General features: G+C 72.0%; 19 protein-coding genes. 7 read left to right on the top strand and 12 right to left on the bottom strand.

Annotated features, from left to right (window positions below; translation table 11 throughout):
- Window position 1: 1 nt before the first annotated feature.
- Complete coding sequence (locus FHX82_RS01590) at window positions 2-457, bottom strand: DUF6474 family protein (protein ID WP_145935030.1); 456 nt, start codon at window positions 455-457, stop codon at window positions 2-4.
- Between the two features lie 84 nt (window positions 458-541).
- Here FHX82_RS01590 and FHX82_RS01595 point away from each other — a divergent pair, with 84 nt between their 5' ends.
- Window positions 542-2,173, top strand: coding sequence for a TM0106 family RecB-like putative nuclease (locus FHX82_RS01595; RefSeq protein WP_145935029.1), 1,632 nt, complete (start codon window positions 542-544; stop codon window positions 2,171-2,173).
- On the opposite strand, the gene FHX82_RS01600 is transcribed toward FHX82_RS01595, so the two are convergent.
- From FHX82_RS01600 to FHX82_RS01610, 3 genes are read right to left on the bottom strand one after another with little or no spacing between them, the layout of a single operon-like run.
- Entirely contained in the window at window positions 2,155-2,628 is a 474-nt protein-coding gene (locus tag FHX82_RS01600) for a dihydrofolate reductase (RefSeq protein ID WP_145935028.1), read from the bottom strand. The genes FHX82_RS01595 and FHX82_RS01600 overlap by 19 nt on opposite strands.
- Window positions 2,625-3,422 carry a thymidylate synthase gene (locus tag FHX82_RS01605; RefSeq protein ID WP_145935027.1) on the bottom strand — a complete coding sequence of 266 codons (798 nt, stop codon included), beginning with the start codon at window positions 3,420-3,422 and terminating at the stop codon, window positions 2,625-2,627. The genes FHX82_RS01600 and FHX82_RS01605 overlap by 4 nt, the downstream gene beginning before the upstream one ends.
- A 14-nt stretch (window positions 3,423-3,436) precedes the next feature.
- Window positions 3,437-4,195, bottom strand: a complete 759-nt coding sequence (locus FHX82_RS01610; RefSeq protein WP_145935026.1) for an SDR family NAD(P)-dependent oxidoreductase — start codon at window positions 4,193-4,195, stop codon at window positions 3,437-3,439.
- Window positions 4,196-4,344: 149 nt separating this feature from the next.
- On the opposite strand from FHX82_RS01610, the gene FHX82_RS01615 reads away from it, so the two are divergent.
- Complete coding sequence (locus FHX82_RS01615; RefSeq protein ID WP_145935025.1) at window positions 4,345-5,643, top strand: UDP-glucose dehydrogenase family protein; 1,299 nt, start codon at window positions 4,345-4,347, stop codon at window positions 5,641-5,643.
- Here FHX82_RS01615 and FHX82_RS01620 read toward each other — a convergent pair.
- Together FHX82_RS01620 and FHX82_RS01625 are read right to left on the bottom strand one after the other, a co-directional pair.
- Entirely contained in the window at window positions 5,640-6,512 is an 873-nt protein-coding gene (locus tag FHX82_RS01620) for a VOC family protein (RefSeq protein WP_145935024.1), read from the bottom strand. The two genes, FHX82_RS01615 and FHX82_RS01620, sit on opposite strands and share 4 nt — an antisense overlap.
- Entirely contained in the window at window positions 6,505-7,023 is a 519-nt protein-coding gene (locus FHX82_RS01625; RefSeq protein WP_145935023.1) for an RNA polymerase sigma factor, read from the bottom strand. Before FHX82_RS01625 ends, FHX82_RS01620 begins: the two co-directional genes overlap by 8 nt.
- Before the next feature lie 185 nt (window positions 7,024-7,208).
- Between FHX82_RS01625 and FHX82_RS01630 the strand changes: the two genes are divergently transcribed.
- Window positions 7,209-8,264 carry a sensor histidine kinase gene (locus tag FHX82_RS01630; RefSeq protein WP_145935057.1) on the top strand — a complete coding sequence of 352 codons (1,056 nt, stop codon included), beginning with the start codon at window positions 7,209-7,211 and terminating at the stop codon, window positions 8,262-8,264.
- A complete protein-coding gene (locus FHX82_RS01635; RefSeq protein ID WP_145935022.1) occupies window positions 8,261-8,926 on the top strand; it encodes a response regulator in 666 nt (221 codons plus the stop codon). Before FHX82_RS01630 ends, FHX82_RS01635 begins: the two co-directional genes overlap by 4 nt.
- Window positions 8,927-8,947: 21 nt before the next feature.
- Here the strand turns inward: FHX82_RS01635 and FHX82_RS01640 are convergent, their stop codons facing one another.
- Window positions 8,948-10,144, bottom strand: coding sequence for a flagellar basal body-associated FliL family protein (locus FHX82_RS01640; protein ID WP_145935021.1), 1,197 nt, complete (start codon window positions 10,142-10,144; stop codon window positions 8,948-8,950).
- 110 nt (window positions 10,145-10,254) lie between these two features.
- Window positions 10,255-11,571 (bottom strand): alginate O-acetyltransferase AlgX-related protein, encoded by a 1,317-nt coding sequence (locus tag FHX82_RS01645; protein ID WP_145935020.1) that lies wholly within the window; start codon window positions 11,569-11,571, stop codon window positions 10,255-10,257.
- Window positions 11,572-11,630: 59 nt separating this feature from the next.
- Between FHX82_RS01645 and FHX82_RS01650 the strand changes: the two genes are divergently transcribed.
- From FHX82_RS01650 to FHX82_RS01660, 3 genes are all read left to right on the top strand, one after another.
- Complete coding sequence (locus FHX82_RS01650; protein WP_145935019.1) at window positions 11,631-14,798, top strand: glycosyltransferase; 3,168 nt, start codon at window positions 11,631-11,633, stop codon at window positions 14,796-14,798.
- Window positions 14,799-14,853: 55 nt separating this feature from the next.
- Complete coding sequence (locus tag FHX82_RS01655; protein ID WP_145935018.1) at window positions 14,854-15,981, top strand: acyltransferase family protein; 1,128 nt, start codon at window positions 14,854-14,856, stop codon at window positions 15,979-15,981.
- 75 nt (window positions 15,982-16,056) lie between these two features.
- Window positions 16,057-17,202, top strand: coding sequence for an acyltransferase family protein (locus FHX82_RS01660; protein WP_145935017.1), 1,146 nt, complete (start codon window positions 16,057-16,059; stop codon window positions 17,200-17,202).
- On the opposite strand, the gene FHX82_RS01665 is transcribed toward FHX82_RS01660, so the two are convergent.
- The 4 genes from FHX82_RS01665 to FHX82_RS01680 form a co-directional block, all read right to left on the bottom strand.
- Window positions 17,144-18,220, bottom strand: coding sequence for a hypothetical protein (locus FHX82_RS01665; RefSeq protein WP_145935016.1), 1,077 nt, complete (start codon window positions 18,218-18,220; stop codon window positions 17,144-17,146). The genes FHX82_RS01660 and FHX82_RS01665 overlap by 59 nt on opposite strands.
- Window positions 18,221-18,287: 67 nt before the next feature.
- Window positions 18,288-19,127, bottom strand: a complete 840-nt coding sequence (locus FHX82_RS01670; protein ID WP_145935015.1) for a DUF72 domain-containing protein — start codon at window positions 19,125-19,127, stop codon at window positions 18,288-18,290.
- A gap of 19 nt (window positions 19,128-19,146) precedes the next feature.
- Entirely contained in the window at window positions 19,147-21,096 is a 1,950-nt protein-coding gene (locus FHX82_RS01675) for an ABC transporter ATP-binding protein (protein WP_145935014.1), read from the bottom strand.
- On the bottom strand, window positions 21,096-21,647 hold the full coding sequence (locus FHX82_RS01680) for a TetR/AcrR family transcriptional regulator (protein ID WP_145935056.1): 552 nt from the start codon (window positions 21,645-21,647) through the stop codon (window positions 21,096-21,098). The genes FHX82_RS01675 and FHX82_RS01680 overlap by 1 nt, the downstream gene beginning before the upstream one ends.
- Between the last annotated feature and the right edge of the window lie 49 nt (window positions 21,648-21,696).

Here is a 21,696-nt window from a genome sequence, read left to right on the forward strand (position 1 = left end):
GTCAGACGCCGAGGCGGCGCAGGATCTCCGTTTCGAGGCGCTCCAGCTCCCTGGCCACGGCCTGGTGCGCGGCGCGGCGGCGGGACGACGGCATGCGTTCCGCCGCGCGGACCGCCGCGGTGAGCTGCTGCAGGGTCGCCCGGGCGTCGGCCCCGAACTTGATGGTCTCGTTGTCGGCGCGCGGGGCCTCGATCAGCTCCGTCACCGCCTCGGACACCCCGGCGATGCGGGCGAGCAGCCCCGCGCCGCGCCCGGTGAACTCGGACAGCCGCTCGACGGGCACGCCCAGCTTGCGGGCCTGGTACCGGTCGTAGGCCTCGCGCGCGGCACCCGCCGCCTTGATGGCGACCGGCGCGAGCACCGGCGCCACCGCCGGCACCACGACCTTGGCCACGGAGACGGCGTTGCGGGCCTTCTTCGGGGTGAGGCCCTTTTCGGCGGGCTTCTTGCGTGCCATGCGCAAGAACTTACTGGTCCGGTCGGGTGCAGGCACACCGGACGCGCGCGATTTCTGTCGGTGGGTGCTTCTAAAGTGGTTCACGTGGAAACAGAGGTGCTGTTGGACGCCGGAGCGGTGAGCCGCTGCCGGCGCCGCGTGCACCTCGAAGCCGACCCGGCGATGCGCGCGGTTCCGCTGGCTCCGCCCGATCCGGCGTCCGAGCAGCGGATGGCCGACGCGGCGGGGCACCGGGAGGAGATCCGCCGCCGATTGGTCGAGGCCATTCCGGGGGTCTGGGCCACGGTGCCGCGCGAGCTGCCGCCGGACGAGCGCGTCCGGCTCACCGAGCAGGCGCTGGCGGCGGGAGTTTCGTACGTCTGGGGGGCGTTGCTGCCGCCGGATGTCGAGGGCCACCGGCGTGGCGGCGCGGAGCTGCTGGTCCGATCGGGCGAGGGTTACCTGCCGGTGCTGGTTGTGCGCCACCGCATCACCGACCCGGGCACGGGCGCGGTCACCACGGCGCCCATCGATCTCGACCCGGCCCACGCGGTGGTCGACGAGGAGCGGAAGGTCCGTTCGCACGCGCGTGACCAGCTGCGCCTGGCGCACCTGCGCCGGATGCTGGAGGCGCTGGGTCTTGGCGCGGCCCGCCCGCTCGGCGGGGTCATCGGGCTGGACGCGGACGTGGTGCTGTGGCACGACCTGGCCGCGCCCACGTGGCCGGGCGGCCGCAGCGCGCTGGCCGAGTACGACAGCCGGTTCGCCGACAGGGTGGCGGTCGCGCTGGCCGCGGCACGGGGGGAGCCCGCGCTGGCCGAGCCGTCGCGCGTCCTGGAGTGCCGCACGTGCCCGTGGTGGCCCAACTGCGAGGCGGAGCTGCGCGCGGTGCGGGACGTGAGCCTGGTGGTCCGCGGCGAGGACGCGATGGAGCTGCGGCGCGCCGGAGTCTCCACTGTGGACAAGCTGGCGGCGCTGGACCCGGCCGACGAGCCGCCGATCGTGTGGACGTCCGGCACGTTCCCCGACGCCGTCGCGCTGGCCAGGGCGTGGCTCGCGGACCTGACGGTGGTGCGCCGCGTGCCCGAGGTGACGGTGCCGAGGGCCGACGTCGAGGTCGACGTGGACATGGAGAGTTTCGGCGAGTCCGGCGCGTACCTGTGGGGCTGCCTGCTGACGGGGGCGGACATCGGGCTGGCGCACGGGTACCGGGCGTTCGTCACGTGGGACCCGCTGCCCACAGTGGACGAGGCGCGGTCGTTCGCGGAGTTCTGGGCGTGGCTGCGGGAGGTCCGGCAGCGCACGGCCGCGGCGGGTCTGACGTTCCGCGCGTACTGCTACAACGCACTGGCCGAGAACCGCTGGCTGTTCGGCTCGGTGGAGCGCTTCGCAGGGCGCCCGGGCATCCCGGAGCGCCGCGAGGTGCAGTCCTTTGTGGACTCCGACGAGTGGGTGGACCTGTTCCGCGGGGTGTCCGACCAGTTCCTGTGCGCGCGGGGCAAGGGGCTGAAGGTGGTGGCCCCGGTCGCGGGCTTCACGTGGCGCGACGCGGAAGCCGGCGGCGAGGCGTCGATGCGCTGGTACCGGGACGCGGTGGGCATGAACGGCACACCCCCGGACCGGGGCCAGCGCGAACGCCTCCTCCGCTACAACGAGGACGACGTCCGCGCCACCCAGGTCCTGCGCGAATGGATGTCCGGCCCGGCGAACGACATCCCCTACATGGGAGACCTGTAGCCCCAGGTCAGGAAGCGGTAGTGCAGTCCGGTCGCGGACTCCTGCCACTCCCCGGCGGAGTCCGGTTCGCGCGCCACGTCCGGCGCCTGCGTGTCGCCGTCGAAGTGCTCCCGGATCTCGGTGACCACGATCCGGTCCGCGAACGGCAGCGCCGCCCGGTACACCGCGGCCCCGCCGATCACCCAGACGTCCCCGTCCACCGCGGCGAGCGCCGCGGGTAGGTCGGGGAACGTCTCCACGTCCTCCTGCGGCGTACGTGACAGCACGAGGTTGCGCCTGCCCGGCAGCGGCCGGAACCGCGGAGGCAGCGACTCCCACGTGCGGCGGCCCATGAGCACCGTGCCGCCCGCGGTCAGCGCGCGGAAGTGCTTCAGGTCCTCCGGTAGGTGCCAGGGCAGCGCGCCGTCGCGGCCGATGACCCCGTTCGCCGACTGGGCCCAGACCAGCCCGATCACACCGCCACCGGCGCCTTGATGGCGGGATGCGGGTCGTAGCCCTCGATCGTGACGTCCTCGTAGGTGTAGTCGAACAGGCTGTCCGCGGGCATCAGGCGCAAGGTGGGAAACGGCCGCGCTTCGCGAGCGAGCTGCTTGCGTACCTGGTCGACGTGGTTGTCGTAGATGTGGCAATCGCCGCCGGTCCAGACGAAGTCACCCACGCGCAGACCCACCTGCGCGGCGAGCATGTGCGTCAGCAGCGCGTAGCTCGCGATGTTGAATGGCACGCCGAGGAACAGGTCGGCGCTGCGCTGGTACAGCTGGCAGGACAACGAGCCGTCGGCGACGTAGAACTGGAAGAGCGCGTGGCACGGCGGCAGTGCCATCCGCGGGATGTCCGCGACGTTCCACGCGGACACGATGATCCGCCGCGAGTCCGGGTCCTCGCGCAGCGTGCGCAGCACCTCGGCGATCTGGTCGACGTGGCCGCCGCCGGGGGTGGGCCACGAGCGCCACTGCACCCCGTAGACCGGGCCGAGCTCCCCGTCGGGAGCGGCCCACTCGTCCCAGATCGTGACGCCGTTCTCCCGCAGCCAGCCCACGTTCGAATCGCCGCGCAGGAACCACAGCAGTTCGTACGCGACCGACCGGAAGTGGACCTTCTTGGTCGTGATCAGCGGGAAGCCGTCGGACAGCCGGTAGCGGAGCTGGTGGCCGAAGACCGACCGCGTGCCCGTACCGGTGCGGTCCGCCTTGCGGGCGCCCGCGTCGAGCACGCGGCGGAGCAGGTCTTCGTACTGCGTGTCCGGCATGTCCGCGAGCGTAACTAGCGAGGCGCCATCCGGAGGGAGCCATCCATGCGGATGACCTCGCCGTTGAGGTAGTCGTGCTCGATGATGTCCAGTGCGAGCTGTGCGTACTCGTCCGGGCGGGCCAGGCGCTTCGGGAACGGCACGCCCGCCGCCAGTCCGGCGCGGAACTCGTCGCTCACCGTCGCCAGCATCGGCGTGTCCACGATGCCCGGCGCGATGGTCATCACCCGGATCCCCTGCGACGCGAGGTCCCGCGCCGCCGGCAGGGTCAGGCCGACGACACCGCCCTTGGACGCCGAGTACGCCACCTGTCCGATCTGCCCGTCGAACGCCGCGACCGACGCCGTGCTGATGATGACGCCCCGCGCGTCGTCCGCCAGCGGCTCCGTCTTCGCGATCGCCTCGGCGGCCAGCGTCATCACGTTGAACGTGCCGATCAGGTTGACCTCGATGACCTTCTTGAACAGCCCGAGGTCGTGCGTGCCCTTGCGCGACAGGATGCGCGCCGACGGGCCGATGCCCGCGCAGTTCACCACGGTCCGCAGCGGCACCCCGGCGCCCGCGGCCTGCTCGACGGCGGCCCGGACCTGCTCGGGGTCGGTCACGTCGGTGCCGACGTACGTCACGCCGGACACCTCGGGCGCCTTCTCGATGCCGGCCGGGAGGTCGAACGCGAAGACCCGCGCACCCTTCTCCGCCAACGCCCGCGCTGTCGCCCCGCCGAGCCCGGAAGCCCCACCGGTGACGATCGCCGCCGTGTCCGCAATACGCATTTCGTCCCCTTATCGTCGCCACACTGCCGATGTCAGGTTAACGTTCGTTCGCACGCGCTCCCGGTGGTGCTCCTCACCGTCGCGCGGAGTACCCGGCGGCGACCACTGGCGTTAGCACGGCCGTCAACTCCGGCTGTCACCTTCGCAGCATGGGCTCAGCTCGGATCGTCGTCATCGGCACCGGATACGTCGGCCTCACCACGGGCGCCTGCCTCGCGAGTCTCGGCCACCGCGTCACCTGCGTGGACGTGGACTCGCTCAAGGTCGCCAGACTCGCGGCCGGCCAGGTGGACATCCTCGAACCGGGGCTGGAGGAGCTGGTCTCCCGCGGCCTCGCGACCGGCAGGCTCGACTTCGTCGTCGGGTCGCGGCAGGCCGTCGTGGACGCCGAGGCCGTGTTCCTCTGCGTGCCGACCCCCATGGGCGCGGGCGGCGCGGCCGACCTGCGTGCGGTCGAGGCGGTGATCGACGAGGTCGCGGGCGCGTTGCCGCCGGGCTGCGCCGTGATCACCAAGTCGACCGTTCCCGTCGGCACCGCGCAGCGCATCCGCGGCCTGCTCGGCCGCACCGACGTGCCCGTGGTGGCGAACCCGGAGTTCCTGCGCGAGGGCACCGCGGTCGGTGACTTCCTCAACCCCGACCGGATCGTCGTCGGCTCCGACGACCAGCCCGCCGCCCACTGGGTGGCCGGGCTCTACGCCGACCTCGCCGCGCCGAGCGTGGTCACCGACGCGGCGAGCGCGGAGCTGGTCAAGTACGCCGCCAACTGCTTCCTCGCGATGAAGCTGTCCTACGTGAACGCGGTCGCCGAGCTGTGCGAGCGCCTCGGCGCGGACATCGAGTCGGTCACCGAGGGCATGGGTTACGACCGGCGCATCGGCCGCTCGTTCCTCAAGCCCGGGCCCGGCTGGGGCGGTTCGTGCCTGCCGAAGGACACGCACGCGCTCGTGCAGGTCGCCGAGTCCGTCGGGTTCGACTTCTCGCTGCTGTCCGCCGCGATCCAGGAGAACATCGCGCAGCGGGACCGGATCGTCGCGAAGATCGCCGGTGCCGTCGGCGGCAGCCTCGCCGGGGCGCGCGTCGGCGTCCTCGGCCTGGCGTTCAAGGCCGGGACCAACGACCTGCGTGACTCGCCCGCGCTGTCGGTGACCGCGATGCTCGCCGCCCACGGCGCCGAGGTGACCGCCTACGACCCCGCGGTCGGCGGCGAGCAGCCCGGCATGCGCATCGTCGACGACCCGTACCAGACCGCGAAGGGCGCCGACGCGATCGTGGTGCTGACCGAGTGGGACGAGTTCCGCAGGCTGGACTGGACCTACGTCGCCGAGCTGATGCACGGCGACGCGGTGGTGGACACCCGCAACCTGCTCGACCCGCAGTCGGTCCTTTCGGCGGGCCTGTCCTGGCTCGGCCTCGGCCGCCCGCGGGCGCGCGTGCTCGCTCCTTAGGGCTGCCAGAGCCAGAACTCGATGCCCTGGTTGTCCACGCACTCGGCGGACAGGCCGTACGGCTGTCGTTCGACGTCGCCGGCCTGACCGCCGAGTTCGCGCACCCGCGCCAGCGCCGCGTCGAGGTCGTCGACCGCGTACATGACCTTCCAGCCGACCTGCCGTCCCGGCCCGCCCCACAGGCCGCCGAACAGGCCGTTGCCCTCGATGCCCCAGCCGTGTTCGACGTGGCCCGGCGAGAACTGCCAGCCGAGCACCCCGCCGTAGAACTCCTTGGCGGCTTCGTCGTCCGGGACCTGGAAGGTGAAGTACCCGGCTTCGCCGTGCCGGGGAGCTTTCCCGGCCGAGGTCCGCGGCGGGGCCTGCGCGACCAGCCACCGCTGCCCGAACGGGTCGCGGACGGCCCCGCTCAGCCCGTGCCCGGTGTCGGCGACGGGGCGCAGCAGCTCCGCGCCGCGAGCCACCGCCCGGCGCACCGCTCCTTCCACGTCGGGCACCTCGATCCGCACCGACGCGCCACCCGGGGCGGCGACGTGGCCGACGTCCTCGGACTCCTCGGCCAGCATCAGCACCGAGTCGCCGACCGCCAGTTCGGCGTGCCCGATCCTGCCGTCGGACATGACGATCGGATCGCCGCGGCGGGTCGCGCCGAACACCTCGACGTAGAAATCGAGCGCGCGGCGCGCGTCGGACACGGCGAGGTACGGGGTCAAGGAGTGCAGTTCGGCCCGTGCGGGCGCTTCGGTGGTGGTCATCTCTCCTCCGTTCAGGATGGCGAGCTGCAGCTTCTGGCGTAGTTCGGCGGCGAACCGCGGATCGGGATCGGCGGGGCGCGAGGGTTCGCGGAGGGCGTCGAACGGGTCAGTCATGGCAGCCCTCCTTTCCCCGGTACGCGGTGCGGAACGCGGCTTTCGCCCGCACCAGCAGGGCTTCCGTGGCGTGCACGGTGCGCCCGAGCAGGCGTGCGACCTCCGGCACGGGCAGTCCGTCGAGGTACCGCAGCGTCAGCGCGGCCCGGTGGTGCCCGCCCAGCTCGGCGAGCACCTCGCGGGCCAGCAGCGCGTCGATCTCTCCCTCCCACGGGTCCACGGTCTCGGTTTCACGCACCAGCCGCAGCCCGCGCTCCTCCCGCTCCCGGCGGCGCCAGTGGTCGACCAGCTTGTGCCGGGCGACGCCGATCAGCCACCCCGTGCTGACCGGCGGCGCCTCCGTGGCACGGCAGGCGGAGACGGCACCGAGGAACGTCTCGGACGTCAGCTCCTCGGCGACCGCCCGGCTGCCGCACCGGGACAGCAGGTAGCCGTACACCTCCGGCAACGCCTCCTCGTAGAGCTCGAGCAGGGCGAATGCCGGGTCCGGTCGTACCCGCGGTTCGCTCACACCCCCATCGTCGTCCGGGCGCCCGGTTTTCCGACGGGGCGGAACGGACTTTTTTTCGACGGCACCGGGCGTAGCCGTGGAAGCCGCTTTCGGACGGACGCGCTCGGTGGCCTGCGTGCCGTAGCTTTCCCGGTGTGTGGCGAACGAGCCGGTACCCGGTGGACGTGCTGGTGACGCTCGTGCCGATGGTGTTCGTGCTCGGCGCGACGACCCTCGCCGGGCACTTCCAGCCAGGCAGGGCGCTCGACCTGCCCGGGTACCTGTGGCTCGCCGGCGCCGCGCTGCCGCTGTCGCTGGTCCGGCGTTTTCCGCTGCCGGTGTTCCTGGTGACCGGCGCGGTGGTGCTGGCCTACTACCGCTCGTCCTATCCGAACGGGCCCGCGCTGCTGTTGCCGACGATCGCGTTGTTCACCCTGACGCGGACGCGGGGACTGCTGGTCGCGGGGGTCACCGGTGGGGTCGCGTTGCTCGCCGCGTTCGGCGTGTACTTCGGCACGGGTGGCGCGTTGACGGCGAACACCCCGGTGGCGCTGCTTGTCGTGTGGCTCGCCGCGGTGCTGGGCATCGGCGCCGCGGCCCGCAACCGGGCGGCGGCGGTCCGGGCCGCGCGGGAGCGGGCCGCCGAGCACCAGTACCGGATGGCGGAGCGGGAGCGGCTGACGATCGCGCGCGAGGTGCACGACGTCGTGGCGCACAGCCTGGCGATGATCAATGTGCAGGCCGGGGTCGCGGCGCACGTCGCGGACCGGCGGCCGGAGCAGGCGGTCGAGGCGCTGCTGGCGATCAAGGAGGCGAGCGCGGCCGCGCTGGCGGACCTGCGGGCCACGGTCGCCGTGCTGCGGTCGGGGCAGGGGCTGGGCCCCGCGCCGAGCCTGGACCGGCTCGACGAGCTGCTGGACCACGCCCGCGCGGCCGGCCTGCGGGTGACCGTGCACGGCGAGCCGGGCGAGCTGCCCGCGCCGGTCGACGGGGCCGCGTACCGGATCCTGCAGGAGTCGCTGACGAACGTGGTCCGCCACGCCGCCGGAGCATCCCAAGTGGACGTCCACTTCGGACGCATCAACGGCTCGTTCACGCTCGCGGTGCGCGACGACGGCGAGTCTCCGGCGGATCCGTTGCCGGGCAACGGTTTGCGGGGAATGGCCGAACGGGCCGCGGCACTGGGCGGCCGGGTGACCGCGAGCCCGGTCGAGGGTGGTTTCGAGGTGCGGGCGGAACTGCCCGTCGAGGAGGACCGATGACGGTACGCGTCGTGCTCGCCGACGACCAGGCGCTGGTGCGGGCGGGTTTCCGGGTGCTACTGGACACCGAGGACGGTTTCGAGGTGTGCGGCGAAGCGCGCGACGGCGGTGAAGCGGTGGAACTGGCCCGCGCCACTCACCCCGACGTCGTGGTGATGGACGTCCGCATGCCGGGCGTGGACGGCCTGGAGGCCACCCGCCGCATCACCGCCGACGAGGACCTCGCGGAGGTGAAGGTCCTGGTGCTGACGACGTTCGACATCGACGAGTACGTGTACGAGGCACTGCGCGCGGGCGCGAGCGGTTTCCTGCTGAAGGACACCGAACCGGTCGAACTGCTGCGTGCCCTGCGGGTGGTCGCGGCGGGCGACTCGCTGCTGGCGCCGACCGTCACGCGCCGGCTGATCGCGGAGTTCGTCGGCAGACCCGAAAACCGCCGTGTGGACAACACCGCGGTCCGGCAGGTCACCGACCGCGAACGCGAGGTGCTGGCACTGGTCGCGGGCGGCCTGTCCAACGACGAGATCGCCGCCCACCTGGTGATCTCCACCGCGACGGCCCGCACGCACGTCAGCCGCATCATGACGAAGGTCGGCGCCCGCGACCGAGCCCAGCTGGTGGTGCTGGCCTACGAATCCGGACTGGTCACCCCGGGCCGGTGAGATCCCGGCCCGGGGCGGCGGTCACGAGTTGCGCTGCGTCGGCGGCGCGTGGTCGACCTGGTCCTGCAGGAGTGAGGTGAACAGCTGCTGCGCGGCCGCCCGGTCGGGCCCGAACGTCTCGACGATGATCACCCGGTCGTAGAGCACGTAGACCGCGCGGAAGACGCCCTGCGACGACTTGGCCGAGGTGCTCAGCACCGGCACGCCCTGCATCGACAGGTCACGGTTGGCCGACAGGCCGCCCCGCCGCTGGTTGTCGGCGTACTCGTTCGCGACCGTGGTGGCGGCCGACGGGCTGGGCAGCGTGAGCGAGAACAGGCCGATCGTCGACCCGCCCTGCGTCGAGGTGTTCAGCCGGCCGCTGGTCATGCCGCCCTGCTGCAGCGCGGCGATGACCGAGTCCGGCAGGAGCTTGTTGGACTGCAGGGTGGCGAGGGTGAAGTCCCCGCCACCGGCGCGCGGCGTGCCGGGCGCGGTGATCAACGCGTCGGCGTCGCTGCTCGGCTCCGGCTTGGTGGGCGGCGGTTCCGGCAGCGGCTTGCTCGTGGCGGCGGGCGGCTGCTGGCCCGGGTTCGCCGCCTGCACGTCCGTGCTGTTGTCGCGGCCGAAGAGCAGCCAGACGGCCACCCCGAGCCCGATCACCACGATCGCGGCGATGGCGGAGAACAGGATCTTCCGCCCGTTGCCCTGGGACTTCTGCTTCTGTTCGCCCTGCTCCGGGCCCTGGGACACCCACTCGTAGCCACCCTGCGGCGCGATCGGCGGCAGGTCACCGCCGCCCCACGGCGGGGTCGAGTCGCTCTGCGCGGCGTGCCACGCGGGGGGTTGCGCGAACCCGGCGGGCGGGGACTGCATGCCGGGGCCCTGCGGGTACTGGCCCTGCCACGGCTGCACCGCCTGCGTCCGCTCCGCGGAACTGTCGTAGGAGGGCACGACCTGCGTGGCCTCGGAGTTCTGCGGCACCGGCCCGGAGGGCTGCGCGTTCTGCTGCGGGGGCTGGTTCTGCTGGGCGGGCGGCTGCGGTACGCCGCTCGGCGGCGACACCGGCTCGATGATCTGGGTGGAGTCGCCCTGGCCCGGGGTAGCCGGGGCTTCGGGAGGTGCTGCGGTGACCGCGGCGGAGAGGATCTGGTCGCGCCGCTGGCGGTAGGCGTCGGCCGAAAGTGAGCCGTTCGCCAGGTCTTCGTCGAGCTTGCGCAGCTCTTCCTGCCAGGTCACCCCGGCACCCCCTTCGGGATCGGTGTTGCGAATGCTTGCGGCTGGAAACCGGAACGTAGCCGCACCCGACTACGGCACATTGTGCACCCCGGCCTCGGGCCCGTTGGCCCCTACCTGGGGTGACTCGCCAGTACAGCGGCGATCTGGTCCACCACGGAATCCCGCAACAGTGGACTCGCTCCGCCGACCGCATTCCGTTCCGCGAGTTCCACCACGATCACGTCTCGATCGGCCAACAATTGCAGTGCGTTGGCGGTCGTGTTCTGCGCCATCGTCTCCGCGTGCACGATCGTCAGGTTCTGGAAACCCGCGGCCAGGAACGGACTCGCGAACTGGGTGAACGAGTCCGCGATCACCGCGGTGTTCCCGCCGATCACGCCCGGCGCGGGAGCGCCACCGCCCTGGTCGAGGTGCAGCGGCGCGCGGAAGTCGCTCGCCACGTAGCGGGCCCGGTCGGTCTTGCCGTCCGGGGCGAGGGTGTAGGTCTGCAGCTGGCGGTACTCGGACCGGCCCAGCAGCGTCGGCAGGTCGGCGGGCCAGGCGTTGACCTGGCGCTTGCCGACGGACCAGGTCGACGTGACGCCCGGCTGCAGCCGCTCGGCCAGCGCGTACGTCATCGTGAGCCCACCCTCGTACGTCCAGTGCGTGTCGTACGCGTCGTAGAGCGGGTGCCCGACCCGTGTCGCGGTCGCCGTGAGGCTGGGCCGCACGTCGATGTCGCCGAGCTTCGTCGTCGCGTTCTGCCAGAACTCGGCGGACGCTGCGCGGGCGCAGTCCTTGCCCGCGTAGGTGGCGGGAAGGTGCTCCGGCGCGGCGGTGGACTTGTCGGGCGCGATCACCAACTCGAACCGGCGCCCGGACGCCTCGACCGCCGCCCGCAGGCGTTGGAAGGTCTCGACCACCTGGTCCGGCTGGAGCGTCGGGACGCACTTGTTGCTCATGTCGGCGCCCAGGTACAGCCAGTTGTCAGAGCCGTAGATGAGCGGCGGGTAACCCCCGGCGGGCAACGTGTCCTTCGGCGCCGCCGGGCCCTTCGGCTCCAGCCCGATCGGGCCGCCGGTGTCGGTCTGGCCGGTCTGGGGCGGGTCGCCGAAGACACCGGAGCTGACCGCGCCCGCGGCGTCGACGCCGGCCTTGCGCAGCGGCAGGTGGTCGGTGGCCCAGCCGGAGAACGAGGTGAAGAAGTCCCAACCGTCGCCCGGCGACGGGAACGCGTGCAGCGCCCGGTTCTCGAACGCCGTCGGCCGCACGCCCAGCACGAAGGCCAGCGCCGGGGTCAGGAAGAAGATCAGCGCGCAGGTCAGCGCGCTGCGCTGGCGCCTGCTGTGCCGGGGCCGGTAGAGGCTGTGCTCCCGCGGTAGCCACGCCTCGGGAGTGGGTGGCAGTCCGCCCGGCGGCTGTTGCGGGGCTCCGGGACCGGCCTTCATGGTCGGTAGGTTACCGAGGGCCGCCCGCCGCCGTGGTCGTTCCCGCTAACCTGCTCCCCATGGACGCGGGGAGCACTGGTGAGCGCCTGATCGAGTGGACCGGCGAGCGGTGCGTGCCGTGGACCGACGACCACCAGGTGATCTACGAGCACTACCACCGGTACGCCCTCGCGCTGCGGTACGTGGCGGGCAAGCGGGTGCTGGATCTCGCCAGTGGCGAGGGCTACGGCGCCGCGTTGCTGGGTGAAGCGGCCGCCGACGTGGTCGGGCTCGAACTCGACCCGGTCACCGTCGAGCACGCGACCAGGCGCTACGGCTCCAAGGCGCTGCGGTTCCACGTCGGGTCCATCGAGGACCCGGAAGCGCTGCCGGACGAAGCACCTTTCGACGTCATCACGTGCTTCGAGGCGATCGAGCACGTCGAGCACCAGGACCTCGTGCTGCGGCTGGTCCGCAGGCTGCTGGCGCCGGGCGGGATCTTCCTGTGCAGCACGCCGGACATCGAGGTCTACACCCACGACCACGGCAACGAGAACCCGTTCCACGTGCACGAGCTCGACGAGCAGGGCTTCCGCGACCTGCTCGCGGGCACCTTCGAGCACGTCGAGATGCTCCGGCAGAACGTGGCGGTCGGTTCGCTGATCGTCGGGGACGGGACGGGCGCCGACCTGCACACGCTGCACCAGGACTCGCCGGACGACTGGCGGGTGCGCCCCGGTGTGCCGCACACGTACTTCGTCGCGGTCGCCTCGGACGAGCCCGTCGAGGTGCCGGGCACGTCCGTGCTCACCGACGAGAAGCTCACCCTCATCGCCAAGGCGCTCGCCGACCGGGCGGCCGCCGCCGCGGAAGCCGGGCGGTCCGCCGAGGACGCGCAGCGGCTCCAGGACGAGCTCGCCGCGGAGTCGGCGCGAGCCGAGCGCCTGACGGCTGAGCTGGGCGGCGTGGTGCGGGAGCGCGACAGCGCGCAGGAGCAGGTGCGGAAAGTGCGGCGCGCGCAGACGTCGCTCGCCGCGGAGCTGGACCGCGAGCGGCGCAAGGCCGAGCACCAGCAGGCCAGGCTCACCTGGCTGGACGAGACCAATGCCAGGCTCCGGCGGACGGTGCACGAGCTGGCCACCGAAAACGCGACCCTGCACGCCGAAGTCTCCGCCATGGGGCAGCGGCTCATCAGCCGCTATCGCGCCTCCATCGAGCGGTACGCGCCCCGCGGCACCCGCCGCCGGGACGTCTACGAGCGGGCGCTGGGCCGTCCTGCCGGGGTGCTGCCGGACGCCGCGCCGGAGCTCGGCCCGGTGGGTGTCACCACGAGCGAGCAGCCCATCGTCAGCGTGGTCATCCCCGTCTACGGGCACTGGGACTACACCCGCCGTTGCCTCGAGTCGATCGAGGTCTCCCGGCCGCGCACGCCGTTCGAGGTGATCGTCGTGGACGACGCCTCCGTCGACGACTCGGCCGACCGGGTCGCCGCGTGTCCCGGCGTCCGGCTGGTGCGGGCTCCCCGCAACCTGGGCTTCATCGGGGCGTGCAACCTCGGCGCCGAGCAGGCGCGGGGCGAGCTCGTCATGTTCCTGAACAACGACACCGAGGTCCGGGCGGGCTGGCTGGACGAGCTGGTGACCGTCGTGGAGGACCGCGCGGACGTCGGTCTGGTGGGCAGCAAGCTGGTCTACCCGGACGGCCGGGTGCAGGAGAGCGGCGGCATCGTCTGGGCGGACGGGACCGGCTGGAACTACGGCCGCAACGAGCCGGAGCGGCCGTGGTTCGAAACGGTCCGCGACGTCGACTACTGCTCCGGTGCGGCGCTGCTCGTCCGGCGCGACCTGTTCGAGCGCATCGGCGGCTTCGACCAGCGGTACGCGCCGGCGTACTACGAGGACACCGACCTGGCGTTCGCGGTGCGGGCGGCGGGGTACCGCACGGTCGTGCAGCCGGCGTCGGTCGTGGTGCACCACGAGGGCGTCTCGAACGGCACGGACCTCTCCTCCGGCGTCAAGCGGCACCAGGAGCTCAACCGGCAGGTCTTCGTCGACAAGTGGGCCGAACAGCTCGCGGCGCACCTGCCCGAGGCCAGCCCGCGCAACGTGTGGCTTGGCCGTCAGCGCACCGCCGCAGGGCACGGGGGCGGGATCGTGCTGGTCGCGGACTACCAGGTGCCGCGCCCGGACGAGGACTCCGGTTCGGTGCGGATGAGCAGGCTGCTGTGCCAGCTCGCGGAGCTCGGCGAGCGCGTGGTGTTCTTCCCGATGAACCACGCGCTGCCCGAGCGTTACGTGCGGCCGCTGCACCTGGAGGGCGTCACCGTGGTCGCGGGCGAGGAGCACCAGCAGGCGTTCCTGCGGGAGGCGGGGCCCGCGCTGAGCGTGGCCGTGCTGTCGCGCCCCCAGGTCGCCTGGCAGCTGCTGGAGCAGATCCGCTCGGTGTCCCCGCACTGCCGCATCGCCTACGACACGGTCGACCTGCACTTCCTCCGGCTCGGGCGGCAGGCCGAGCTGGCGGAGCGGGAAGGCCGCGACGACGAGGCGACCTCGTTGCGGCAGCGGGTCACGGCACTGCGCGAGATGGAGCTCGGCCTGGTCCGCAGCACCGACGTCACGCTCGTGGTGTCCGAAGTGGAGCGCGAACTGCTCCACCGGCTGGTGCCGGACGCGAACGTCACCGTGCTGTCCAATGTGCACGTCGTGGACGAGACCGAAGCCGTGCCGGAGGACCGGTCCGGGGTGCTTTTCGTCGGCAGCTTCGACCACACGCCCAACCGGGACGCGGCCACCTGGCTGGCGCAGGAGATCATGCCGCTGGTGCGGAGGTCCCGGCCGGACGCGGTGGCGCACGTCGTCGGCAGCAACCCGCCGCCCGAGATCCTCGCGCTGGCTTCGGAAGGCGTGGTCGTGCACGGCTGGGTGCCGGAGCTCGCCCCGCACTACCGGGAGGCGCGGGTCGTGGTGGCGCCGCTGCGTTACGGCGCCGGGGTGAAGGGCAAGGTCGGCGAGGCGCTGGCCTGCGGTGTCCCCGTGGTCGCGACGCCGGTGGCCGCGGAGGGGATGCACCTCGAACACGGCGAGAGCGTGCTGATCGGGGAGACCGCGCGGGAGCTGGCGGACCACATCCTGACGCTGCTGGGCGAGGACAAGACCTGGCAGGAGCTCTCCGAGCGCGGCAAGGTGGCGGTGGAGCTCCAGTTCGGACCGGACGTCGCGAAGCGGGCACTCCAGTCGATCCTGAGGTGAATTCTCAACGCTGTTCCCCCCTATCCGGTGACGTAATCCGTTAGCATCAGCGGCCATGCGAGCCGTGAGCAAGACCTACGCCGATCCCAACATCGGGTTCGCGTGGCTGAGAACGATCGGCGCGCTCATCGTCGTCATCGATCACTGCTCGCCGCTGCTCCACCCGGAACGGCTCACGATCTTCCCCGCGTCGTGGGGGGCTTCGCCGGGTTACGTGGCGCTCATGGGTTTCTTCGCCATGAGCGGCTACCAGATCCAGGACAGCTGGGCGCGCGACCCGTCGTGGTGGCGGTTCAGCGCCCGCCGGCTGCTGCGCATCCTGCCGCCGGTGGTGCTGGTGGTCGCGGTCACCGCGCTCGTCATCGGTCCACTCGTGACCAGCTGGCCGCAGGCCGACTACTGGGCCTCCGCGCAGACGTGGCGCTACCTGGTGGGCACCACCCTGCTTTTCCTGCTGCAGCACCGGTTGCCCGGCGTGTTCGACTCGAACCCGTACCCGTGGTCGGCCAACGGTGCACTGTGGACGCTGCCGATGGAGATGCTCGGCTACGTGATCGTGCTCGTCGTCGGACTGGTCATCGCGCTCGGCGTCTCGCGGCTGTTCCTGTTCGCGGTGCTGGCGGTCATGGTCTTCGCCGACAGCCAGACGCTGGCCACCTTCGGCGACCACGGCCGCGGTGGCTCGCTGCTGGACGTGCCGGTGGGATCGACGATCGCCTTCCTGGTGCCGTTCGTGCTCGGCGTCATCCTGCACACCTACCGGGACCGGATCCCGTTCCGGCCGGTCGCCGCGATCGCGTTGCTGGCGGTGTGGGTGGCGCTGAACCACACGCCGGTGGGCCGGTATGCGCTGGTCGTCGCGGCGTCGTACGGGGCGATCACCTGGGCCCGCCACTGGCCGACGCGGCTCGAGAAGGCGGGGGACTGGGTCTACGGCAGCTACGGCACCTACATCTGGGCGTTCCCGATCCAGCAGCTGCTGATCATGGCCGGGGTGCGGAACGTGGCACTGCTCGTGGCGCTCGCCGTGCCGCTGGCCTTCGCGGCGGGTCAGCTGTCGTGGCGGTACGTGGAGAAGCCGACGCAGCGCCTGCGACGGCACCTGCGGCGTCCGGCGCCGCGCCCGGTTCTGCCGGTTCCGCCCCGGCCGGCGCCGAGGCCGATGGCGCGTGCGGTCCGGTGACGGTGGGGTCTGTGACGTCGCCGATTCGCTGAACCGCACCGAAAGGGGTTGCCGCTCCGTTAGCATCGGTTGGCGATGCTCAACTCCTGCACGAAGGTCCATGCCAATCCGCACGTCGGTTTCGCCTGGCTGCGCACGGTCGGCGCGCTGCTGATAGTCCTGGACCACTGCTGGGCGTTGCTGTTCTCGGACCGCTCCACCATCCTCCCGCCGTCCTGGCACGTGGCGCCCGGTTACGTCGCGCTCATGGGTCTGTTCGCCATGAGTGGGTACCAGATCCAGCACAGCTGGTCGCGTGACCCGTCGTGGTGGCGCTTCGCCGCCCGCCGGCTGCTGCGGATCCTGCCGCCGCTGGCGCTCGTGGTCTCGGTGACCGTGCTCGTCGTCGGGCCGTTGGTCACCGTCTGGCCGCAGGCCGACTACTGGACCTCGGCCCAGACCTGGCGGTACCTCGTGGGCACCTGCCTCGTCATGCTGCTGCAGCACCGGCTGCCGGGGGTGTTCGACTCGCTGCCGTACCCGTACTCGGCGAACGGTTCACTGTGGACACTGCCGATGGAGCTGCTGGGCTACGGCCTCGTGCTGGTGGTCGGGGTGCTGGTCGCGCTCGGCGCGTCGCGGCTGGTGCTGCTCCTGCTGCTGGCGGCGATGGTCTTCGCCGACGTGGTGCTGGGGGCGAGCTTCGAGTCGCAGGGTGAGGTGTCGGTGCTGAACATCCCGCTCGGGTCGACGGTGTCGTTCCTCGTGCCGTTCGTGCTCGGCATGGTGTTGCACGCCTTCCGCCACCGGATCCCGTTCCGGCCGTCGGTCGCGGCGGTCCTGTTCGTGGCGTGGGTGGCCGTGTGCCGGACGGAGTGGAACCGTTACGTGCTGCCGCTGATGGCCGCCTACGGGGCGGTGACGCTGGCGCGCCACTGGCCGCAACGGCTCGGGGGCGTGGGGCCGTTCGTGCTCGGCAGCTACGGCATCTCGATCTGGGGCTTCCTGGTCCAGCAGCTGATCATCCTGGCCGGCGTCCGCGACCCGTGGGTGCTCGCGGTCCTGTCGCTGCCCGCCGCGTACCTCGCGGGGCAGCTGTCGTGGCGGTTCGTCGAGGAACCCACGCTGCGGCTGCGCCGGTACCTCAAGCCGCGGCGGGCCGCGGTGCGCGCGGAACCGGTGGTCAGCTCGGTGGCAGAGCCGCTCGCAGTTCCGATCGCTCCTGGTCGAGATGTTGCCTGAGCTGGTCCTCGGCGCGCCCGGCGGGCTGTGACACCCACAACACCACCGACACGTCACCCGAGGAGTACCAGGTGCCGTTCATGGTCCGCCCGGACTTGGTCCCGGTCGCGACGGACGGGTCGGCGGGCAGCACGGTGTACCCGCTCGACAGCGCGCCGCCCCGCATGTAGTTGGTGACGGCCTGCGCCTGGCTCGCGGAGCCCGCGTGGATCACGAGCAGGAAGTACTGCTCGTCGCCCTCCGAGGAGGCCCGGTAGACGATCTCGCTCACGCCGTTGCGCTTGTAGACGTCGGCGGCCTCGACGGGGTAGAGCCCCAGCTCAACACCCTTGTCGACGGAGACAGTCGAGTTGTTGGGGTCCGGCGTGCCCGGCAGTGCGGGCACCCGCTGCTCGACCGGTACCGCGGAGGAGGTCTGCGGCGCGGCGGCGGTCGTGCCGCCCGCGGTGGTGTTGCTCGTCTCGCGGTTGCCGAGGAACCACGTCGCGCCGCCGATCAGGACCAGCACCAGGAACACGCCCAGGGCCAGGAACAGCCACGTCGGCTTGCGGCGGTCGGGGCGTTCCGGGCGCGTGGGGAGCGGCGGCACCTCGTCGCGCGGCGGGGAGAGCGGGACGAGGCTCGGCAGCGTGCCGTGCGGGATGGCGGGCGTGATGACCGTCGGGGCCTCGTGGATGGGCGGGTAGCGCATGGAGTCGGTGGGACGGTGGTCGGCGGGGCTGGGGGCGCTCGTCGGCACGGAGGATTCCAGCAGCGCGGCCGAGCGGCCCTGCGAAGCCGGCGCCGCAGCGGGAGCCGGGGCCGGGGGCGCAGGCGGTTCCGGCACCGGTTCGGCGGTCGGCCAGGCGGGGACGGCCTCCTGCGCCGCGGGCATCCGCGGCGAGGTGAACGGCGACGGCGCGACCCCACCGGACGCGGCGGCGAGCAGCTCCTCCCGCTGTTTGCGGTGCTCCCGCAGGCTGATCCGGCCGGCGGCAAGGTCCGCGTCCAGACGGCGCAGCTCTTCCTGCCAACTCATCCGTGCTCCTCGGGGGTCGTGTCTGGCCTTACGTTAGCGCCAACGAGTGAATCTTGGCCCTCACGATTCAGAACAAGGTCAACGGATCCGTGGGGAGCGGTTCGGGGAGCGGCGCGACCTCGGGAACGCGGGCTCGCACCTCCTCGTGGAAGCGACGTGCGAGGGCCAGCGCCCCGGCGTTGTCGGGGGTGTGGACGAAGATCGTCGGGGAGCGGCCCTCCCGCAACCAGCGGACGACCGTGTCGAGCCAGTGCTGCCAGCCCTCGGCCGTGCGCGCGTCGTCGTCGCGGCCGATGTACCTGACGACCGGGTGCGTGGTGAGTGCGTGCGACCGGCGGGGCAGGCGCGGCTTCTTCTGCCAGGCCTCCTCCTCCGCCGCGCTGGTCGGCGGTGCGCCGAACAGGACCGTGGTGTCGAACAGCACCTGTTCGGCGCCGACGGCGTCGAGCGCCTCCGCCAGCCGCGCCGACCAGCGCTCGTCCTCGAAGAACGCGGGGTGGCGGACCTCGACCGCCTTGCGGCGCTCACGCGGCAGCCTGCGCAGGAAGGCCGCCAGCACGTCGAGGTCCGTCGGCCCGAACGACGCGGGCAGCTGCACCCACAGCGCGTGCACCCGTTCCCCGAGCGGTTCGATCGTGTCCAGGAAGGCCCGGACCGGCCCGGCGACGTCGGCGAGCCGGCGTTCGTGCGTGACGAGTTTCGGCAGCTTGAGCAGGAAGCGGAACTCCGGCGGCGTCTGCTCCACCCACGACGCGACGGTGCTCGCCGCCGGGGTGGCGTAGAACGTCGTGTTGCCCTCCACCGCGTTGCAGTGGCTCGCGTACGAGCGGAGGCGTTCGCGCGACGGCAGCTCCCGCCCCGGCCACGCCGGGTGGGTCCACATCGCGCAGCCGACGTGCACCTCCATGCCCCGGAGGCTACCCACCTCAGTCGTCGAGATAAGCCGCCGCCTGGAGGGTGAACAGGTCGGCGTAGTCGCCACCCAGGCGCATCAGCTCCTCGTGCGTGCCCTGCTCCGCCAGCTTCCCGTGGTCGAGCAGCAGGATCTTCTCCGCCTGCCGGACCGTCGAGAACCGGTGCGAGATGTAGAGCGTCGTCCGGCCCGCGGCCAGCGCCCGCAGGCGCGCGAACAGGTCGTGCTCCGCCTGCGCGTCCAGCGCCGACGTCGGCTCGTCGAGGATCAGCAGCGGCACGTCCCGCATGAACGCCCGCGCCAGCGCCACCTTCTGCCACTCCCCGCCGGACAGGCTCACGCCCTGGTCGAACCACCGGCCCAGCGGGCTGTCGTACCCCTTCGGCAGCCGCTCGATCCGCTCGGCCGCACCCGCCCGGTGCGCCGCGTTCTCGATCCGCGGGCGGTCCTCCAGCGCGGTCAGCTCGCCGAGCCCGATGTTCTCCGCCGCCGTGCCCTGGTACGTCACGTAGTCCTGGAACATCGCGCTGATCAGCGTGCGCAGCTGCGTCGGGTCGAACTCGCGGATGTCCACGCCGTCGAGCAGGATCCGGCCGCCCGTCGGGTCGTAGAGCCGGCACAGCAGCTTGATCAGCGTCGACTTCCCGGCCCCGTTGCGGCCCACCACGGCGACCGTCTCCCCGGGCCGGATCTCGAAGCTCACCGCGTCCAGCGCCGGTTCCGCCGCGCCGGGGTAGGTGAACGACACGTCCTGGAACTCGACGTGCCCGCGCACCCGTTCCGGCAGCGGCCGCGGCCGTTCGGGCGCGGTGATCTCCGGTCGCGTGCCGAGGAACTGGTACAGCGTGTCGAGGTACAGGTTGTTCTCGTACATCCCGGCGAACCCGGTGAACAGCCCCGACACGGCCGTCTGCACCGCGGCCGCCGCGCTCGTGTACAGCGCCAGGTCGCCGATGGTCAGCCGCCCGTGCACCGCTTCCAGCGCGATGTACAGCGCGATGCCCGAAGCCGCCGCAGTCGACAGGAGGCTCCACGCCGAGCCGACGAGGTTGCGCCTCGTCGTCAGCTTGCGCTCGCGCGTGTAGTAAGCCTTGCCGAGCCGCTGGAACCGGTCCACCAGGTAGTTCCCGAGCCCGAAGAGCTTCGTCTCCTTGGCGTAGGTGTCGGTGGTGACGAGGTTGTTCAGGTAGTCCATGCGCCGCCGGATCGGAGACACGTACAGCGCCAGCATGAAGGCCCGCGATCCGTACTTCGACTGCGAGACGAACGCGGGAATCGGCGCCACCAGCGCGACCACGGCGAGCAGCGGGCTCACCGCGACCAGCAGCGCGACCATGCTCGCGAACGTGATCCCGGTGCGCACCAGGCCCAGCGCCGACGTCAGCATCGACAGCGGCCGCGACGGCGCCTCCTGCGACGCCTGGCGCAGCAGGTCGTAGGACTCCGAACCCTCGAAGAACGCCAGGTCCAGCGTCGCCGCGTGGGACATCACCTGGTGCCGGATGGTCAGCGTCATGCGCTCCTGCAACAGCTGCTGCGCCACGTTCGTCACGGCCGTGCTCACCGCGGTGAACGTGAGGACCCCCAGTTCCAGCAGCGTGATCTCCACGATCCGCTGGACCGATCCGTGCCCCTGCACCGCCGCGACCACCGCGTCCAGCAGCAGTTTCGAGATGTACGCGGTGAGCGTCGGCAGCACCCCACTGACCACTGTGGACAGTGTGATCAGTACCGTCAGCACCCGGCTGGCCTGCCACGTCAGCCGGATCACCTTGGGCAGCCCGCGCACCGTGCCGCCCGCGGACGTGCGGAACCGGTGCAGCCGCGCCCGCAGGTCCTTCGGCTCGTCGGCGGGCTTCGGGTCCGGGATCTCGATCGGGCCGGTCAGCCCGCTGTCCGGCACCGTGCTGCTGACCTGCCGCAACCGCCGTCTCAGCCCGAGCGGCGGGCCTCCTCCGTGCATCACTTGGCGGTCACCGCCCCGTGCAGGAACACGTCGACGAGCTCCTCGACGGCGACGACGTGCTGGTCGCTCCGGGTCCGGCTGAGCAACAGCGACATGAAGAGGCCGCCGAGCTGCTCGGGAGACAGCCGTAGCCGATCGCGTTCCGGTTCGAACAGCTCGGCGACCGCCTCGCGCATCCTGGTGAACGACTCCTGCCGGTCGCCCTTCGGACCGCCGGATCGGCGCCTGCCGGACGCATGCAGGGCTCCCAATATCGCGCCGATGCGTTCCAGGTGCGCCGACAGCACGTCCGCGGCTTCGGTGAGCCGCTTCGCGAGCGGCTGGTCGAGCGGGATGTCCGCGAGCAGTTCGAGCATCCCGTCCGGGCGCAGCGCCTCGTGCACGCACGCCTCGACCAGCTCGTCCTTGTCCTTGAAGGCGCGGAAGATCGTGCCTTCGCCGATACCGGCCGCGCGGGCGATCTGGGCCGTGGTCACGGCGGCCCCGTGTTCGACGATGAGCGGCAGCACGGCCTGCACGATCATCTTGCGGCGTTCCTCGGGGCTCATCCCCGGAGCGCGTCTCCTCACTTCGGTCACGGCATCCAGTGTGCGGAGT

Source organism: Amycolatopsis bartoniae, assembly GCF_014191255.1.
Lineage (GTDB): Bacteria > Actinomycetota > Actinomycetes > Mycobacteriales > Pseudonocardiaceae > Amycolatopsis_E > Amycolatopsis_E bartoniae.

What these genes read in the sequence shown, in the direction of transcription:
- FHX82_RS01680 (WP_145935056.1), bottom strand. Translation starts at nt 21,647, where the DNA reads ATGAGCCCCGAGGAACGCCGCAAGATGATCGTGCAGGCCGTGCTGCCG.
- FHX82_RS01660 (WP_145935017.1), top strand. Translation starts at nt 16,057, where the DNA reads ATGCTCAACTCCTGCACGAAGGTCCATGCCAATCCGCACGTCGGTTTC.
- FHX82_RS01650 (WP_145935019.1), top strand. Translation starts at nt 11,631, where the DNA reads ATGGACGCGGGGAGCACTGGTGAGCGCCTGATCGAGTGGACCGGCGAG.
- FHX82_RS01655 (WP_145935018.1), top strand. Translation starts at nt 14,854, where the DNA reads ATGCGAGCCGTGAGCAAGACCTACGCCGATCCCAACATCGGGTTCGCG.
- FHX82_RS01590 (WP_145935030.1), bottom strand. Translation starts at nt 457, where the DNA reads ATGGCACGCAAGAAGCCCGCCGAAAAGGGCCTCACCCCGAAGAAGGCC.
- FHX82_RS01665 (WP_145935016.1), bottom strand. Translation starts at nt 18,220, where the DNA reads ATGAGTTGGCAGGAAGAGCTGCGCCGTCTGGACGCGGACCTTGCCGCC.
- FHX82_RS01645 (WP_145935020.1), bottom strand. Translation starts at nt 11,571, where the DNA reads ATGAAGGCCGGTCCCGGAGCCCCGCAACAGCCGCCGGGCGGACTGCCA.
- FHX82_RS01615 (WP_145935025.1), top strand. Translation starts at nt 4,345, where the DNA reads ATGGGCTCAGCTCGGATCGTCGTCATCGGCACCGGATACGTCGGCCTC.
- FHX82_RS01675 (WP_145935014.1), bottom strand. Translation starts at nt 21,096, where the DNA reads ATGCACGGAGGAGGCCCGCCGCTCGGGCTGAGACGGCGGTTGCGGCAG.
- FHX82_RS01635 (WP_145935022.1), top strand. Translation starts at nt 8,261, where the DNA reads ATGACGGTACGCGTCGTGCTCGCCGACGACCAGGCGCTGGTGCGGGCG.
- FHX82_RS01670 (WP_145935015.1), bottom strand. Translation starts at nt 19,127, where the DNA reads ATGGAGGTGCACGTCGGCTGCGCGATGTGGACCCACCCGGCGTGGCCG.
- FHX82_RS01610 (WP_145935026.1), bottom strand. Translation starts at nt 4,195, where the DNA reads ATGCGTATTGCGGACACGGCGGCGATCGTCACCGGTGGGGCTTCCGGG.
- FHX82_RS01605 (WP_145935027.1), bottom strand. Translation starts at nt 3,422, where the DNA reads ATGCCGGACACGCAGTACGAAGACCTGCTCCGCCGCGTGCTCGACGCG.
- FHX82_RS01620 (WP_145935024.1), bottom strand. Translation starts at nt 6,512, where the DNA reads ATGACTGACCCGTTCGACGCCCTCCGCGAACCCTCGCGCCCCGCCGAT.
- FHX82_RS01630 (WP_145935057.1), top strand. Translation starts at nt 7,209, where the DNA reads ATGGTGTTCGTGCTCGGCGCGACGACCCTCGCCGGGCACTTCCAGCCA.